The sequence below is a fragment of the Streptomyces sp. NPDC006687 genome (assembly GCF_040636215.1).
Lineage (GTDB): Bacteria > Actinomycetota > Actinomycetes > Streptomycetales > Streptomycetaceae > Streptomyces.
Genome location: NZ_JBEYJJ010000001.1, coordinates 272,030 through 286,866 on the forward strand (window position 1 = coordinate 272,030; position 14,837 = coordinate 286,866).

Annotated in this window: 12 protein-coding genes; 7 read left to right on the top strand and 5 right to left on the bottom strand. The window is 72.9% G+C overall.

From position 1 onward, the window contains the following. Positions 1 to 41 precede the first annotated feature (41 nt). A complete protein-coding gene (locus ABZ716_RS01240; protein WP_358955586.1) occupies positions 42 to 764 on the top strand; it encodes a CDP-alcohol phosphatidyltransferase family protein in 723 nt (240 codons plus the stop codon). Here the strand turns inward: ABZ716_RS01240 and ABZ716_RS01245 are convergent. Further along, positions 745 to 1,266: an adenylyltransferase/cytidyltransferase family protein gene (locus ABZ716_RS01245; protein WP_358813809.1), complete on the bottom strand. Its 522-nt coding sequence runs from the start codon at positions 1,264 to 1,266 to the stop codon at positions 745 to 747. The two genes, ABZ716_RS01240 and ABZ716_RS01245, sit on opposite strands and share 20 nt — an antisense overlap. A 156-nt stretch (positions 1,267 to 1,422) precedes the next feature. Between ABZ716_RS01245 and ABZ716_RS01250 the strand changes: the two genes are divergently transcribed. Genes ABZ716_RS01250 through ABZ716_RS01260 form a run of 3 tightly spaced genes read left to right on the top strand, consistent with a single transcriptional unit; the run spans position 1,423 to position 5,548 of the window. Next, positions 1,423 to 2,628 carry a glycosyltransferase family 4 protein gene (locus ABZ716_RS01250; protein ID WP_358955875.1) on the top strand — a complete coding sequence of 402 codons (1,206 nt, stop codon included), beginning with the start codon at positions 1,423 to 1,425 and terminating at the stop codon, positions 2,626 to 2,628. After that, on the top strand, positions 2,625 to 4,337 hold the full coding sequence (locus ABZ716_RS01255) for a lipopolysaccharide biosynthesis protein (RefSeq protein WP_358955588.1): 1,713 nt from the start codon (positions 2,625 to 2,627) through the stop codon (positions 4,335 to 4,337). The genes ABZ716_RS01250 and ABZ716_RS01255 overlap by 4 nt, the downstream gene beginning before the upstream one ends. Then, entirely contained in the window at positions 4,334 to 5,548 is a 1,215-nt protein-coding gene (locus ABZ716_RS01260) for a hypothetical protein (protein WP_358955590.1), read from the top strand. The genes ABZ716_RS01255 and ABZ716_RS01260 overlap by 4 nt, the downstream gene beginning before the upstream one ends. A 104-nt stretch (positions 5,549 to 5,652) precedes the next feature. On the opposite strand, the gene ABZ716_RS01265 is transcribed toward ABZ716_RS01260, so the two are convergent. After that, a complete protein-coding gene (locus tag ABZ716_RS01265) occupies positions 5,653 to 7,119 on the bottom strand; it encodes a hypothetical protein (RefSeq protein ID WP_358813828.1) in 1,467 nt (488 codons plus the stop codon). A gap of 136 nt (positions 7,120 to 7,255) precedes the next feature. Here ABZ716_RS01265 and ABZ716_RS01270 point away from each other — a divergent pair, with 136 nt between their 5' ends. Beyond that, on the top strand, positions 7,256 to 7,795 hold the full coding sequence (locus tag ABZ716_RS01270; protein WP_358813812.1) for a WcaF family extracellular polysaccharide biosynthesis acetyltransferase: 540 nt from the start codon (positions 7,256 to 7,258) through the stop codon (positions 7,793 to 7,795). Further along, the gene (locus ABZ716_RS01275) at positions 7,792 to 8,943 is read left to right on the top strand and encodes a glycosyltransferase (RefSeq protein WP_358813813.1); all 1,152 of its coding nucleotides are present in this window, start codon (positions 7,792 to 7,794) and stop codon (positions 8,941 to 8,943) included. Before ABZ716_RS01270 ends, ABZ716_RS01275 begins: the two co-directional genes overlap by 4 nt. Here ABZ716_RS01275 and ABZ716_RS01280 read toward each other — a convergent pair. From ABZ716_RS01280 to gmd, 3 genes are all read right to left on the bottom strand, one after another. Next, positions 8,922 to 9,596 carry a hypothetical protein gene (locus ABZ716_RS01280; protein WP_358955592.1) on the bottom strand — a complete coding sequence of 225 codons (675 nt, stop codon included), beginning with the start codon at positions 9,594 to 9,596 and terminating at the stop codon, positions 8,922 to 8,924. The two genes, ABZ716_RS01275 and ABZ716_RS01280, sit on opposite strands and share 22 nt — an antisense overlap. Before the next feature lie 77 nt (positions 9,597 to 9,673). Beyond that, positions 9,674 to 12,448, bottom strand: a complete 2,775-nt coding sequence (locus ABZ716_RS01285; RefSeq protein ID WP_358955594.1) for a LamG-like jellyroll fold domain-containing protein — start codon at positions 12,446 to 12,448, stop codon at positions 9,674 to 9,676. A gap of 246 nt (positions 12,449 to 12,694) precedes the next feature. Further along, on the bottom strand, positions 12,695 to 13,708 hold the full coding sequence (gmd, locus tag ABZ716_RS01290) for a GDP-mannose 4,6-dehydratase (RefSeq protein WP_358812450.1): 1,014 nt from the start codon (positions 13,706 to 13,708) through the stop codon (positions 12,695 to 12,697). A 170-nt stretch (positions 13,709 to 13,878) separates the two neighbouring features. Between gmd and ABZ716_RS01295 the strand changes: the two genes are divergently transcribed. Next, positions 13,879 to 14,823 (top strand): GDP-L-fucose synthase, encoded by a 945-nt coding sequence (locus ABZ716_RS01295; protein ID WP_358955596.1) that lies wholly within the window; start codon positions 13,879 to 13,881, stop codon positions 14,821 to 14,823. Positions 14,824 to 14,837: the final 14 nt, after the last annotated feature.

Below are 14,837 nucleotides of genomic sequence, written 5' to 3' on the forward strand. Positions count from 1 at the left end.
CGTGAAGATACGAACACACGGACACGCGAACAGGAGTACACATGGCGAGGGTGGGGACGGCGCTGCGCGAGCTGCGCGGGGCGCAGAAGTCGGCGAAGGGCGTGTCCCTCTACTCCCGGTACGTCAACCGGCCCGCCGGGCGGTACCTGGCCGCCGGCTCCTACGCCCTGGGGCTGACCCCGAACCAGGTGACGCTGGTCAGCGCCGCCTTCAGCTTCGCCGCCGTCGCGGCGGTGGCGCTGGCCGCGCCCTCCTGGGGGCTGGGGATCGCCGTATGGGCCGCGCTGGCGGCCGGCTTCGCCTTCGACTCCGCCGACGGACAGCTGGCGCGGCTGCGCGGGGGCGGCAGCGCGGCGGGCGAATGGCTGGACCACGTCGTGGACGCCGCCAAGCTGACCACGCTGCACTCGTGTGTGCTCATCGCCTTCTACCGCTTCCCCGACGCGTACGGCACGGGCGCGGACGGCTGGCTGCTGGTGCCGCTGGGCTTCCAGTTCGCCTCGGTGGTGACCTTCTTCGGGGGGCTGCTCACCGAGAAGCTCAAGCCGAAGGCGGCCCCGGGGAGCCCCGCCGCCGCGCCGTCGGCCCTGCGCGCGGTGGCGCTGCTCCCCGTGGACTACGGGGTGTTCTGCCTGGTGTTCCTGCTGCTGGGCGGCGGGGCGCTGTTCCGCTGGGCGTACGCGGGGCTGGGCGCGGTCGCCGCGCTGTTCCTGCTGGCGTTCCTGGCGAAGTGGTTCCGGGAGCTCAGCGCCGTTCGGCGGTGAGGGGCTCGGCCAGCGGCTGGTGCAGCGGCACCGGCTGCGGCTGGGCGAGCGCGTCCAGGGCGCGGCGCAGCTGGGTGCTGGAGGTGTGCACGGTGTAGGGGAAGTACACGACGTCGACCCCGTGGGCGGCGAAGTCCCGTTCCAGCTTGTGGCCCTTGGGGGTGCCGCGCCAGTCGTCGCCCTTGAAGATGACGTCGAAGCGGACCTGCTTCCACGTCTCGACCTTGTCCGGGACCGTCTCGACGAAGGCGGCGTCCACGTACTTGACGCTGCGGACGATCTCCAGCCGCTCGACCAGCGGGATCATCGGGCGGCGCCCCTTGGCCAGTTCGGCCATCTCGTCGGAGACCACGCCCGCCACCAGGTAGTCGCACTGGCTGCGGGCGTGCCGGAGGATGTTGAGGTGGCCTATGTGGAACAGGTCGTAGGCGCCGGGCGCGTAGCCGACCCGGTACGGCCGGCGCGTCGCCGTCGCGGCATGGGACATCTGGTGATCGGTCATAGGTACCCCCCACAGGCCGCACCCCCCGGTGCGGACGATTAGCAGACAATAGCGCGCACGTTCCACACGCTGTCGGTGAACGCATAGGGTGACGTGCGCATCATCCAGGGGAGAAGGGGACGTTCAGTGTCCACATCCGGCCACCGGCGGCTGCTGCTGGTTTCCACCAACTACGCCCCCGAACACGCGGGCATCGGCCCGTACGCCACCCAGATCGCGGAGCACTGGGCTGCTTCCGGCCATGACACCCACGTCCTCGCGGGCATGCCGCACTACCCGGCGTGGTCCCTGGAGCCGGAGTACAAGGGGGCGCTACGGCGCACGGAACGGCGCGCGGGGGTCACCGTGCACCGGCGCGCGCACACCGTTCCGGCGCAGCAGACCGCCGTGACGCGGGCCCTGTTCGAAGGATCGATTCTGCTGCACGGCGCCGTGGCCCCGCCCCGGATGCCGAGGCCGCACGCGGTGATGGCCCAGATGCCCAGCCTGGCCGGCGGGGTGCTGGCCGCGCGGCTCGCCGCCCGCTGGAAGGTGCCGTTCGTCCCGGTGGTCCAGGACCTGATGGGGGCCGCCGCCGCGCAGAGCGGGATCAGCGGCGGGGACAAGGCGGCCGCGCTGGCCGGACGCGCCGAGGCGTACGCCCTGAAGCGGGCCGCGCTGGTCGGCGTCATCCACGAGACCTTCGTCGACCGGGTCACCGGCATGGGCGTGGACCCGAAGCGGATCCGCCTGGTGCCCAACTGGTCGCACGTCCCCAAGCCGACCAGGCCCCGCGGGGAGACCCGCCGCCACCTGGGCTGGGCGCCGGACCAGACCGTGGTCCTGCACTCCGGGAACATGGGGCTCAAGCAGGGCCTCGACGTCCTCGTCGGCGCCGCCCGGCTGGACCCCCGCGTCCGCTTCGTCCTGATGGGCGACGGAAGCCAGCGCGCGGCGCTCGCCGCGCAGGCCGCCGACGTGCCCAACCTCGACATCATCCCCCCTGCCGCCGACGGGGAGTTCCCCGATATCCTCGCCGCGGCGGACGTGCTCGCGGTCACGCAGCACGCGGCCGTGCTGGACATGAGCGTTCCGTCCAAGCTCACCTCCTACTTCCAGGCCGGCCGGCCCGTCGTCGCCTCCGTCGCGGCGCAGGGCGGCACCGCCCAGGAGGTGGAACGTTCGGGCGCCGGGGTGCTCGTACCGCCGGAGGATCCCGAGGCCCTGCTGGGGGCCGTCCGGGCCCTGGCGGAGGACCCCGAGGGCGCGGACGCGCTGGGTGCGGCCGGGCCCGTCCACGTGGCGGCCCATCTGAGCCGCGAAGCGGGCCTGGCCCGCATCGACGCACTGATCGACGAAGCACTTGGGGGTCCCCAGTCGTGACCGAGACGAACCGCCCGGCGGCGGCCCCGCCCGAGGACGAACCGGACCTCCTCAGGGACCAGTTCAAGCAGCTGCTGCGCTACCGCCGGCTGCTCGGCGCCGGGGTGGGCATCGGCCTGCTGGGCGGCGTCTACCTCGGCATCTCCACGGCCGACACCTACGTGTCCGTCGCGGACGTGGTGCTGCGCGCCCCCACCGACGACCCGTTCAACCCGAGCCTGGCGCCCGACAAGGCCATCAACATCGGCTCGGAGCGGCAGGTCGCCCTCTCCAGCTCCATAGCCGAGCAGGCCGCGAAGGCGCTCGGGGTCCCGTCCAAGGACTTCGCCGGGCTGCGCGCCGGCCTGCAGGTGACCAACCCGCCGCAGACGATGGTGCTCCGCTTCACCTACACCGCCTCCTCCCCCAAGGAGGCCGCCAAGCGGGCGAACGGGATGGCCCAGGCGTACCTGCTCAAGCGGCAGGACGCCCTCGCCGTCACCCGCGACAGGATGGTCAAGGGGTACGAGGACCAGCGCGACCCCGTCGCCAAGCAGCTCGACGACCTGGCCAAGCAGATCAACAGCATGCCGGCGGGCGCCGCCCGTGACGCGGCGCTGGGTTCCAAGACCGATCTCCAGAGCAAGGTCAACACCCTCAACAACAACATCAGCAAGCTCCAGGCCCTCGACATGACCCCGGGCCGGGTCACCAGCCCGGCGGCCCCGCCCGGCGCCCCCGACGGGCCGGGCATCCCGATGTCGCTCGCGCTCGGCGCGGCCACGGGCCTGGCCCTCGGCCTGCTCGCCGCCTGGGTGCGGCTGGTCTTCGACCCGGCGCCGCGCTCCGAGGGCGACGTGGCCCGGGCCCTGCGCGCCCCCGTACTGGGCTACCTGCCCCGGGACAAGACGGGCGGCGGTCCGCTGCTCGCGGCCGGGGAGGCCGACCCTCGCCTGGCGGAGGAGTACCGGTCGGTGGCCTTCCGGCTGGCCTACGACGCCCGCTTCGCCGACCGGCGCCGGCTGCTGGTCGTCGCCCCGCGCGGCAGCAGCGAGACGGCCGCCGCGGTGGCCGTGAACCTGGCCGCCTCCTTCGCCGAGACCGGCAAGGACGTCCTGCTCATCGAGGCCGACCTGCGCACCCCGGTCCTGGCCAGCCAGCTGCCGACCGACGCGGACGAACGGCCGCGCTGGAGCCGCCTGACGGGCGGCCTGGACGGGCTGGGCGGCGGGCTCGGGGAGTCCGAGTGGCCGGAGGGGCGCCAGCTGGTGGTGGACGCCGGGGAGTCGGGCACCTTCGACCTGATCCCGGGCGACCGGGTCCGCAACGTGCCGCGCGCCCTGACCTCCCCGCGCGCGACCCGGCTGATCTCCGAGGCCGACTCCCCCAACTCCACGGTCATCGTGCTGGCGCCCCCGGTGCTCTCGTACGCCGACGCGCTCGCGCTGGTCGACCGGGTCGACGGGGTGCTGGTGGTCTGCGACCCGCGTGCGGTGCACCGCAGCGACCTGGCCCGGATCCGCGAACTGATCAGCGGGGCCGGCGGGACCGTGCTGGGCGCGGTGCTCCACTCCCCGCCGCCGGGCGAGAAGCGCGGCCGGGGCAAGCGGGCGTCCGCGGCCCCCGCGCCGCACCCCGTGCCGGGTTCCGCGCATCCGCCGGTCCTTCCTGAGCCGGGTGAGGGCGGGGACACCGTGGCCCTGCGCACCGTCCGCACGGGCCGGCGGTGAGCCGGAGGGGCCTCGCCGCGGTCTCCTCGGTCCTGGACCAGGCCGCCTCCAGCGCCACCAACATCCTGGTGCTGGTGCTGGCCGCCCGGCTGTCGTCGGCGTCGGGCTTCGCCGACTTCTCGATGGTGTACGTGGCCTTCAGCGTGCTCCTCGGGCTGAACATGGCCTACGTCGGGCAGACCGTCGTGCTGGAGAAGGGCGAGCGGCTGGGGGCGGTGTGCCGCTCGTCGGTGCTGTTCACCGCCGGGGCCGCCGCCGTGGCCGGGCTGGGGCTGGCCGTGGCGGGGGCGGCCGTCCCCGGGGACGCCGGGTGGGCCTTCCTCGCGCTGGGCGCCGTCCTGCCGCTGGTCCTCGTCCAGGACGGGCTGCGGTACTGCTTCTCCGCCCTGCGGGTGCCCGAGCGGGCGCTGGCCGCGGACGCGCTGCGGCTGGTGTGCGTGGTCGCGGCGCTGGCCGTACAGCCGCGCGGGGCCGCGGCGGGGCGGCTGGTGCTGGTGTGGGGGCTGTCCGCGCTGCCCGCGCTGGGGCTGGGCCTGTGGCTGCTGCGCCCGTACGTCCGCGGGGCCCGCGCCGATGTCCGGCCGTACCTGCGGCGCGGACACCTCGGGCAGCGGTTCGTGGTCGAGTTCGCCGTCGGCAACGGCTCCAGCCAGCTCGCGGTGCTCGGGCTGGGCGCCTTCGCGACCCCGCTGGCGGTGGGCGCGCTGCGGGGGGCGACGACCCTGTTCGGGCCGCTGAACGTGCTGTTCAACTCTGCCAACGCCTTCGGGCCGCCGATCGTCGGCCGGGCGTCCGGCAAGCGGGGCGTGGTCCGGCTGACCGTCCTGATGGGCGCCGCCCTCGCGGTCGTCGGCGCCGGCTGGGCGGCCGTCCTGTACGCCCTGCCGGACGGGCTGGGCCGGCGCCTGCTCGGCGACACCTGGGCGGCGGCCTCGGCCCTCCTCCCGGCGACGGGCGCCCAGTACGCGGTGATGGGCCTGGGCACCTGCGCCCTTCTGACCCTGAGGGTCCTCAACCCGAAGGCCACCCTCTCCCTCCAGGTGGTCTTCTCCCTCCTGTCGGTGGCCCTGCTGCTGGCCGGCTACGCCGCGTGGGGCGTGGCGGGCGCCGCCTGGGGCCTGGCCCTGGGCTCGGCGGCGAAGGCGGCGGCGGGGTGGCTACGGGTGGGACGGCAGAACCCGCCGAACCCCCCGGCGCACCCGGCGACATGACGAGCCCCGCCCGGTCGTGAGACAGCACGTCGCATGGACGGGCTGCCCGGGCTGCCCCTTCCCCTGCCGCCCGGCGACTTCTGAGGAGCGGCCCGGCCCCTCCCCTACCTGAGGGTGGTGTTCGCGTCCGTGCGGTACGTCGCCACCAGCGCCAGGCACAGCGCCGCTATCGCGACGCGGCCCGACGCCTGGAGGAGGGGGCCGCGCAGCAGGATGAAGGAGTAGCCCGCCACCAGCGGGACCACCACCGAGATCAGGCTGCCCGGCGGGGAGCGGCGGGTGGCGCGCTTGGCGTAGCGGCGGTCGACGCGGGCGGCGGCGTAGCCGAGGGCCAGCAGGCCGGCGCCCATGCCCAGGGGGCCGAAGTCCAGCCACAGTTCGGCCCAGACCGGTGACGAGAGGTTGGTGTTGACCGTTCCCATCCACTGGCCGACCATCACGCCCGTGTCGCGCGGCTTGCCCGGCCACACCGAGCGGGGCACCGCGAAGAAGACGGAACCGGCCAGCTGGCGGCCGTAGAAGTGGCCGGGGCCGGAGTTCGAGAAGGTGATGGTGTTCGCGAACATGCCGATCTGGTCGTAGTCCTTGAGTGCCATCGGCTCCAGGAACGAGGTCGTCTCGACGGGCTTGTAGTTCTTCTCGTCGTAGCGGAATCGGTCCGCGAAGGGGAAGACGAGGAGGGCGACGACCACGGCCATGGACAGTGCGACCCGGTACATGGCCGCGCTGACCGGGAAGAGGGTGAACAGCATCGCGAACATGACGGTCAGGAACCAGTAGCGCGGGTTCGAGATCGGGTTGTTGACGACGAGGTTCAGGGCGATCAGCGCCGCCCAGGTGACGATGACCGACACCTTGCGGCGGGCGTACGTCGAGGTGATCAGCCACCGCGTGTACAGCAGCATCGCCAGCAGCGCGGGCACGGTGCCGAAGCCGCGCAGCAGGGCCTGGCCGGCCTGGCCGTCGCCGTTGGAGACGCCCGCGTCCTGGATGCCGGCGATGATCTCCTGGCGGCTGGAGAAGAAGACGGCCGGACCGCCCAGCTTGAGGATGAACGCCGCGCTGCCCGCGAAGGCGAGGACGGTGAGGAGCTGGAGCCGCCCGCGGTGCGCCATGACCGGCCGGGCTTCCTTGGGGGAGCCGCCCGCGCGGCCCGCCGGGCGGTGGCGGGCGAGGAGCACGCCGACGTCGAAGGCGGTGCAGCCGAGGAGGACCAGGCCGATGGCGAGGGTGAGGTCGGAGCGCGGTCCGACCACGGGGGTCGGGACCCGGCCCAGGACCGCCTGGGCGAGCGGGGCGACACCCATCGCCATGTAGACGAAGAGCCAGAACGAGCCCTGGAGCAGCTTGCGGCGGCTGGTCAGCACCATGGCCGAGAGGCGGGCGCCCGCGTACATGGTGAGCAGCAGCTGGAGCCAGAACGCGGCGTCGTGCTGGCCGTCGCCGGACTGGGCGGCGACGAACACCGGCAGGAAGACGGTGAAGCCGAGCGCGAGCGGGACGGACAGCGCGCGCGAGAGCAGGGTGCGCGGGGTGGTGACCCGTCCCCACTGCGCCTCGTCGCCGGGCATCGGCGGGGGCGCTTTCACGCTGGGTGTGCGTATGTCAGTAGCCACCATTGCCCCCACCCCATGTGCCTGGTCCGCGCGCAGTCTAGTCTGAGCGTTCCGCGCCAGGGGAGGCGCGTTGGGATGACGGGGGCGACCGGTGCGCGATCTTCCTGCCTTCACGCTGGCCGGATACGACAAGGGGCGGGGGCTGCTGGCGCAGGCCCTGTGGTTCGCGGTGATGAACACCCTGTTCATGTCGTGGCTGTGTCCCGCCCGGCTGCGGGTGGCGCTGCTGCGGGCCTTCGGGGCGCAGATCGGCGAGGGGGTGCTGATCCGGCACCGGGTGCGGGTGCTGTGGCCGTGGAAGCTGAGGGTCGGGGACCACACCTGGATCGGTGAGGGCGTCTGGCTGCTCAACCTGGAGCCCGTGACGATCGGTTCGCACGTGTGCCTGTCGCAGGAGTCGATGCTGTGCACCGGCTCGCACGACCACCGGGCCGCCGACTTCCGCTACCGCAACGCCCCGATCACCGTCGAGGACGGCGCGTGGGTGGCCGTACGGGCGACGGTGCTGGCGGGGGTGACGGTGGGCCGCTGCGCGGTGGCCGGAGCCGGCTCGGTGGTCCACAAGGACCTGCCCGCCCTGACCCTGCAGACCCAGGACGGCACTCGCCGCCCGGTGGAGGAGCCGAAGTGAAGATCCTGCACGCCGTCACGCTGCACTCCCCCTCGCACGCCTTCGGCGGCCCGGTGCGGGTGGCGCTGAACCTGGCCAAGGGGCTGCGGGAGCGGGGCCACGAGGCACGGCTGGTGGCCCTCGGGGAGGGTTTCGACCCCTGGCCGGCGTCGGTGGAGGGGGTCCCGGCGAAGCTGTTCCCGGCGCGCCGGCTGCTGCCCCTGGGGTTCAGCGGGATGACCTCGCCGGCACTGCTGGCGTCGGCGTCCCGGCTGGTGCGGGAGGCGGACGTGGTCCACGTGCACCTGGCCCGTGACCTGGTGACCCTGCCGCTGGCCCTGGCGGCCCTGCGCGCCGGCACGCCGCTGGTGCTCCAGACCCACGGCATGGTGGACCCCAGCGAACGGCTCCTCGCCAAGGTCCTGGACGCGGTGGCCGTACGCCGTCTGCTGCGCGGCGCGGACGCGGTCCTCCACCTGACCCCGCACGAGCGCGGCGGCCTGGACGCGGTGGCCGGCGCCCCGCCGCTCGCCCAGGCGGTCCGCCTGGTGAACGGCACCCCGTCCCAGGAGCCGCGCCCGGCGCTGAGCGGGCCGCCGCGGATCCTGTACTCGGCCCGCCTCCAGGCCCGTAAGCGGCCGGTGGACTTCGTGGACGCGGCTGCCGCCGTGCTGGCCGTCCACCCGGACGCGGAATTCGTGGTGGCGGGCCCCGACGAGGGCGAACTGCCCGCCGTCCGCGCCCGTATCACCGCCCTGGGCCTCGGCGACCGCTTCACGGTTCCCGGCCCGCTCTCCAGCCCGGAGGTCCTCACGGAACTGCGCCGCGCCCACGTCTACGTCCTGCCGTCGGTGGACGAGCCCTTCCCCATGTCGGTCCTGGAGGCCCTGGCGGTGGGCGTCCCCCCGGTGGTCACCCACTCCAACGGCCTGGCCCGCGACATTGCTTCGGCGGGCGCGGGCCGGGCGGTGGACCCGGGTCCGCAGGGCGTCGCGCGGGCGGTCCTGGACCTCCTGGACCCGGCCGAGAACACCCGGGCGTCCCTGGCCGCCCGCGAACTGGCGGCGACGTCCTTCTCGATGGACACCGTCCTGGACACCCTCCTCGGCGTGTACGAGGACATCCGCCGCCAGGGCGCGGGGGCCGGTTACGCCGGGAGCCAGGCGTAGCAGTTCGTCGAGGTGAAGTCCGTCGTGCCCGCGGGGATGGTGGCGGTGGGCCTGTCGCCCGGCTTGGGCGGGGCTTGCGGGCCCGAGGCGAGGACCGTGCCGTCCTTGGACTTCGCCTCCCAGGTGCACGTGGTCGTCTGGGTGACGGCGCGGTAGGTGCCGGGGGCCGGGTTCTGGTGGGGGCCGTCGGCGTAGCCCTTCTCCGCTGTGGCCAGGAGGGGCTTCTGGTCGGGGCAGAGGTAGGTGATGGCGTCCTTGGCGCCCGTGACCTCGCCCGAGACGATCGACGCGGCCGCCGCCTCCTTGTCGTGCTTGGCGGTGCGTTCGATCCGCTGGCAGGTTTCCTGGCCCGTCTGGAGGACGGCCGCCGGGTCGGTCTTCTCCGGGACGCGGCCGCTGAGGTACTGCTTCTCGTTCTCCTTGAAGCTGCCCGTCTTCGGGGTGAGCTTCGCGTCCGGCAGGACCGGGCCCGTCGGCTTGGCGGCCGGGGAGGCGGTGGCGTCCGCCGGGTCGGGGGCCGGGGAGGCGGCCGGGGGCTTCGGCTTGGCCGGGGCGGCGTCGGCCTTGGTGTCGCCGGAGGAGCTGCATCCGGTCAGCGCCAGGGCCGTGGTGAGGAGGAGGGCTGCGGAGGCTGTCGCCGAGCGCAGGTGCATCGGGGGCTCCCGGTGGGTGGGACGGCGTACGGGGCCCGGCACAGGAGCGCCGGACCCCGTACGTCCTCAGGTGGTGGTTACTTCTGGCCGAAGGTGAGAATCAGCTGCGGAGCGGCGTCCGCGGCGGTCGACTCCGAGGACCAGAGCCACAGCGCGTCGGTGCCCGTGCTGGTCAGGCCGAGGCTGTAGCCGCTGCCCAGCACCGCGGAGACCGCGGCGGTGTCGAGCTCGACGTTCTGGACCGCCGAGCCGTCCGGCACGCCCGTGATGCTGCCGAGCGGGGTGGTGCCGAGGGCGGGCTTGGTGGTGAACGTCGTGCCGTCGCCGCTCCAGGTGCCGGTGACGGGGACCACCGAGACGGTGTCGGCGGTGCCGGCGCCGGTCTGCGTGGAGGTCTTGAACTGGAGCGAGGCGGCCTTCAGGACCTGCCCGGCCGGGGCGGCCGGGAGGGTGAAGCGCAGGTACGACTCGTACGCGGAGGTGCCGCGCACGGCGAGCTGCGTGGAGGTGCCGTAGGCGGTGGCGGGAGCGCCCTGGTTGACGTAGGTGTCCTCGCTCGCGGGGACCTTGGAGACCGTGTCGGTGGGCGCCTTGGCCAGGTCGTAGTGGTTCTTGACCTGGGCCTGGGTGAGGGCCGTCGGGTAGACGGCGGTCTCGTCGATCTGGCCGGCGAAGAAGTTGCTCGTCGGGCGGTTCGGCCAGTTGGCCAGGGAGTCGCCGCCGACGTGCCAGTAGCCGGTGTACGCGGTGGAGCCGGTGGCGCTGTTGGTGCCCTTGTTCTGGCCGTCGACGTAGAGCGTCATGCCGCCGGGGCCCTGGGTGCCGACCACGTGGTGCCACTTGTTGTCGTTGTACGTCTCGAACAGGCCCGTGCTGATGGTGCGGGTCGAGCCGTTGTAGACGCCGAAGACCAGGCGGCCGGTGTTGGTCATGTACAGCTGCTTGTCGTAGGAGCCGCTGTTGCTGACCGTGTTGTTGCCGAAGCCGATCAGCTTGCCGCCGCGGGTGGTGTTCGTCTTGAACCAGGTCTCCACGGTGAAGCTGCTGCCCACGGACTGGCGGTGGTCGCTGTACACCTGCTGGCTGGTGCCGTTGAAGCCCATGGCCGTGCTGGTGCCGCTGACGGCGCCGGGGCTCTGGTTCAGGGCCGGGGCGGCCACCTGGATGCCGCTGGTGTTGCCGCCGCCCGACGCGTCGGCCACGTACGGGCTGACGGTGTCGTCGTAGCGCCAGTAGAGGGTGGCGCCGTCCGCGCGGACCTTGTCCGGGTAGGACTGGACGGAGGCCGGGACCGTCACGGAGGCGGTGGCCGAGAGGGCGCTGGTGTTGCCGGCGCCGTCGGTGGCGGTCACCCGGTAGGTGTAGGACTGGCCGGCCTTGACGGTGGTGTCGGTCCAGGACGCCTGGGGCCGCTCGAACTCCAGGGAGTCGGCGGTCATGGTCTGGATCGGGGTGGCCGAGCCGTTGCGGTAGATCCGGTACGTCAGCTTGCTGTCGTCCTGGTCGTAGCTGGTGCGCCAGCGGACCTGGACCTCGCCGGGCTTGAAGCTGGCGGCGCTGGCGACCGGGGTGGTGGGCGCGCCGATGTCACCGGTGTCGGCGAAACGGGTCAGGCCCGCCTGCGGCTTGCCGTTGATCTGGGTGAACTCGCCGCCCACCCACAGGTACTTGACGTCGGCCTTCTGCGCCACGGCCATCACGCGCGGGCCGATGCCCTCGCCGATGCCGTCGTTGGCGTTGGGGTGCCAGCCGAGCTTGCGCGGGCTGTGCACGAAGCCGTCGACGGGCGCGGGAGCGGCCCCGGTGTGGTCGGTCGGCTGGGCCATCAGGAAGTTGCGCTTGCCGTCGGGGAACTCGTTCTCCAGCGAGCAGTCGTGTCCGTGCGAGGCGCTGTAGAGGACGCCGTCGTACGGGAGCACGAACTGGGTCGCGCCGAGGCAGCGGTCGCGCCACTTCTCGTTGAAGTCGGGGTTCAGGGCGATGCGGCCGTCGAAGACGCCGCCGCCGGAGCCCTCGTTGGCGGTGTAGTAGCCCGTGGCGTCGGCGGCGATGTCCTTGACGACCGAGTTCGACGGGATGGTGCTGTAGGTCTTGGCCACCGCGCCCGTCGCGGCGTCGACGACGGCCAGCGCGTGCGTGTTGGAGCCGTTGACCGTGAAGAAGTCGCCGCCGAGCAGGACCTTCTTGCCGTCGTTGCTGACCTTGACGGCGCGGCCGGGCTCGTCCGCGTTGGCGGTGAAGGGCTTCAGGGCGCCGGAGGAGGCGTCGACGGCGGCGAACCGCTCGCGGGTCTGGCCCTCGACGGTGGAGAAGTCGCCGCCGACGTACAGGGTGTCGTCGGTGACGTCGAGCGCGCGCACGGTGGCGGGCACGCCGGGGTGGAAGGACGCCCTGGGCGTGCAGGTCTCGATGTCGACGGCCGCGAGGCTGGACACCGGGGTGCCGTTGACGGCGCCGAAGTAGCCGCCCGCGTACAGGGTCTTGCCGTCCTTGGAGACGGCCAGCGCGCGGACGGTCGCGGTGCCGTCGCCGACGGTGAAGGCGAGCTTGCAGGAGGTGGGGTTGCCCGTGGCGGCGTCGAGCGCCACGAAGTTCACGGCCTCCTGCTCGGCGCCGCCGACGGCGTCGGGCGGGCGGACGGCCGAGAAGGTGCCGCCGGCGAAGACGGTGCCGTTCGCCTCGGCCATGGCGAAGACGACGCCGTTCGGCTGCCAGGTGGGCAGCTCGTCGGCGGTGAACGCCACTGGCGCGGTGAGGGCCGATGCCGAGGGCATCAGCACCACGCCTATGCCGGCGCCGGCACCGGCCAGTGACAGGACGAGGGCAGCGGTCAGCCCTCTGGATCTACGCATGAGCCCCCCAGGGCAATCGCCCGGTCTGATGGCTGGAACTGTACGAACAGCCGTGTGTACCCGGCGCAGACTAGGACTCGGGCGAGGGCCCGGTCACCTCACTTGACCCATTGCATACCAACACGGGGTCAGCGGGTTCGGTACGGAGGGCGCACGAGGACATACGGCGGGTCGGTCCCGGCCAGGACCACGGAGTACCACGAACATGACCGGGACACGGCACATCGTAGGCGAAGGATACGGGCCTCAGCGGTCGATGCGGACGGTGGCTCCCGCCAGTTGGTCCTCGACCTGCCGCACGTCGGCGTCGACCATGATCCGGGCCAGTTCGGGCACGAGGACCGACGGCTTCCAGCCGAGGATCTCCCGCGCCTTGGAGGCGTCGCCGATGAGGGCGTCCACCTCGCTGGGGCGCTCGTACTTGGGGTCGTAGCGGACGTGCTCGTTCCAGTCGAGGCCGGCGTGGGTGAAGGAGGACTCGACGAACTCCCGCACGGTGGCGGCCACTCCGGTGGCGACCACGTAGTCGGTCGGCTCGTCCTGCTGGAGCATCCGCCACATCGCGTCCACGTACTCGGGGGCGTAGCCCCAGTCGCGGACGGCGTCGAGGTTGCCCAGGTAGAGGTGGTCCTGAAGGCCGGCCTTGATCCGGGCGACCGCGCGGGTGATCTTGCGGGTCACGAAGGTCTCGCCGCGGCGCGGGGACTCGTGGTTGAACAGGATCCCGTTGACGGCGAACATCCCGTACGCCTCGCGGTAGTTGACCGTGGTCCAGTACGCGAAGACCTTCGCCGCGCCGTACGGGCTGCGCGGGTGGAAGGGGGTGTCCTCGTTCTGCGGGGGCGGGGTGGAGCCGTACATCTCCGAGGACGACGCCTGGTAGATACGGGTGTCCACGCCGCTGGCCCGGATGGCCTCCAGCAGCCGCAGCGCGCCGAGCCCGGTGACGTCGCCGGTGTAGAGGGGCGCGTCGAAGGAGACCCGGACGTGGGACTGGGCGCCGAGGTTGTAGACCTCGTCGGGCTGGATGTCGCGCAGCAGGTTCACCAGGGCCACGCCGTCGGAGAGGTCGGCGTGGTGCAGGACGAAGGAACGATTCGCCGTCTGCGGGTCCTGGTAGACGTGGTCGATCCGCTCCGTGTTGAAGCTGGAGGACCGCCGCACGAGCCCGTGCACCGTGTAGCCCTTCGAGAGCAGGAGCTCGGCGAGGTACGAGCCGTCCTGTCCGGTGACGCCGGTGATCAGTGCGGTCTTGCCCATGGGTCCCCCTGGGGTCCGTTGTTGCCGTTGCGTGTGAGGCTGCGCCTCGGTGTGTGGCCGGTGTGGCCCGTATGGCCTGTGTGGCCGGTGTGGCCCGTGTGGTCGGTGTGGCGGGCGGGTGGGCCTAAGACCGGCCCGCCCCGCGCCGGCGGACTGGCATCATCGGCGGTATGACAAATCCGCAGCCGCTTCTGCCCCCGCACGCCCGCGTCTTCGTCGCCGGTCACCGCGGCCTGGTGGGCTCCGCGGTCGTCCGCCGACTCACCGCCGACGGGTACGAGGTGCTCACCCGCGGCCGCGCCGACCTCGACCTGCGCGACGCCGCCGCGACGGAGGCGTACCTGAGGGACGCGCGCCCCGACGCCGTGGTGCTGGCCGCCGCCAAGGTCGGCGGGATCATGGCCAACAGCACCTACCCGGTGCAGTTCCTGGAGGACAACCTCCGGATCCAGCTCAGCGTCATCGGCGGGGCGCACGCCGCCGGGGTGGGCCGCCTGCTGTTCCTCGGCTCCTCGTGCATCTACCCCAAGCTCGCCCCGCAGCCCATCACCGAGGACGCCCTCCTGACGGGGCCGCTGGAGCCCACCAACGAGGCGTACGCCCTGGCGAAGATCGCGGGGATCGTGCAGGTCCAGTCGTACCGCAAGCAGTACGGGGCCTCGTACGTCTCCGCGATGCCCACCAACCTCTACGGGCCCGGGGACAACTTCGACCTGGAGTCCTCGCACGTCCTGCCCGCGCTCATCCGGCGCTTCCACGAGGCCGCCGCCGAGGGCCGCGACGAGGTGACCCTGTGGGGCAGCGGCACCCCGCGCCGCGAGTTCCTCCACGTCGACGACCTGGCGGCCGCCTGCGCGGTGCTGCTGGAGCGCTACGACGGGGACGAGCCCGTCAACATCGGCTGCGGCGAGGACCTGACCATCAAGGCGCTGGCCGAGACGGTCGCCGAGGTGACCGGCTTCCGGGGACGGCTCGCCTGGGACACCTCCAAGCCGGACGGGACCCCGCGCAAGCTGCTCGACGTGTCCCGCCTGAGCGCGCTGGGCTGGAAGCCCGCCATCGGGCTGCGCGAGGGCATCGCCGCCACGTACCGGTGGTGGCGGGAGCAGAGCTGACGTCAACGCGGGCC

Excerpts from the sequence above, each read along its gene's own strand:
- ABZ716_RS01240 (WP_358955586.1), top strand. The coding sequence starts at position 42 with ATGGCGAGGGTGGGGACGGCGCTGCGCGAGCTGCGCGGGGCGCAGAAG.
- ABZ716_RS01245 (WP_358813809.1), bottom strand. The coding sequence starts at position 1,266 with ATGACCGATCACCAGATGTCCCATGCCGCGACGGCGACGCGCCGGCCG.
- ABZ716_RS01265 (WP_358813828.1), bottom strand. The coding sequence starts at position 7,119 with ATGCCCGGCGACGAGGCGCAGTGGGGACGGGTCACCACCCCGCGCACC.
- ABZ716_RS01280 (WP_358955592.1), bottom strand. The coding sequence starts at position 9,596 with ATGCACCTGCGCTCGGCGACAGCCTCCGCAGCCCTCCTCCTCACCACG.
- ABZ716_RS01285 (WP_358955594.1), bottom strand. The coding sequence starts at position 12,448 with ATGCGTAGATCCAGAGGGCTGACCGCTGCCCTCGTCCTGTCACTGGCC.
- gmd (WP_358812450.1), bottom strand. The coding sequence starts at position 13,708 with ATGGGCAAGACCGCACTGATCACCGGCGTCACCGGACAGGACGGCTCG.
- ABZ716_RS01295 (WP_358955596.1), top strand. The coding sequence starts at position 13,879 with ATGACAAATCCGCAGCCGCTTCTGCCCCCGCACGCCCGCGTCTTCGTC.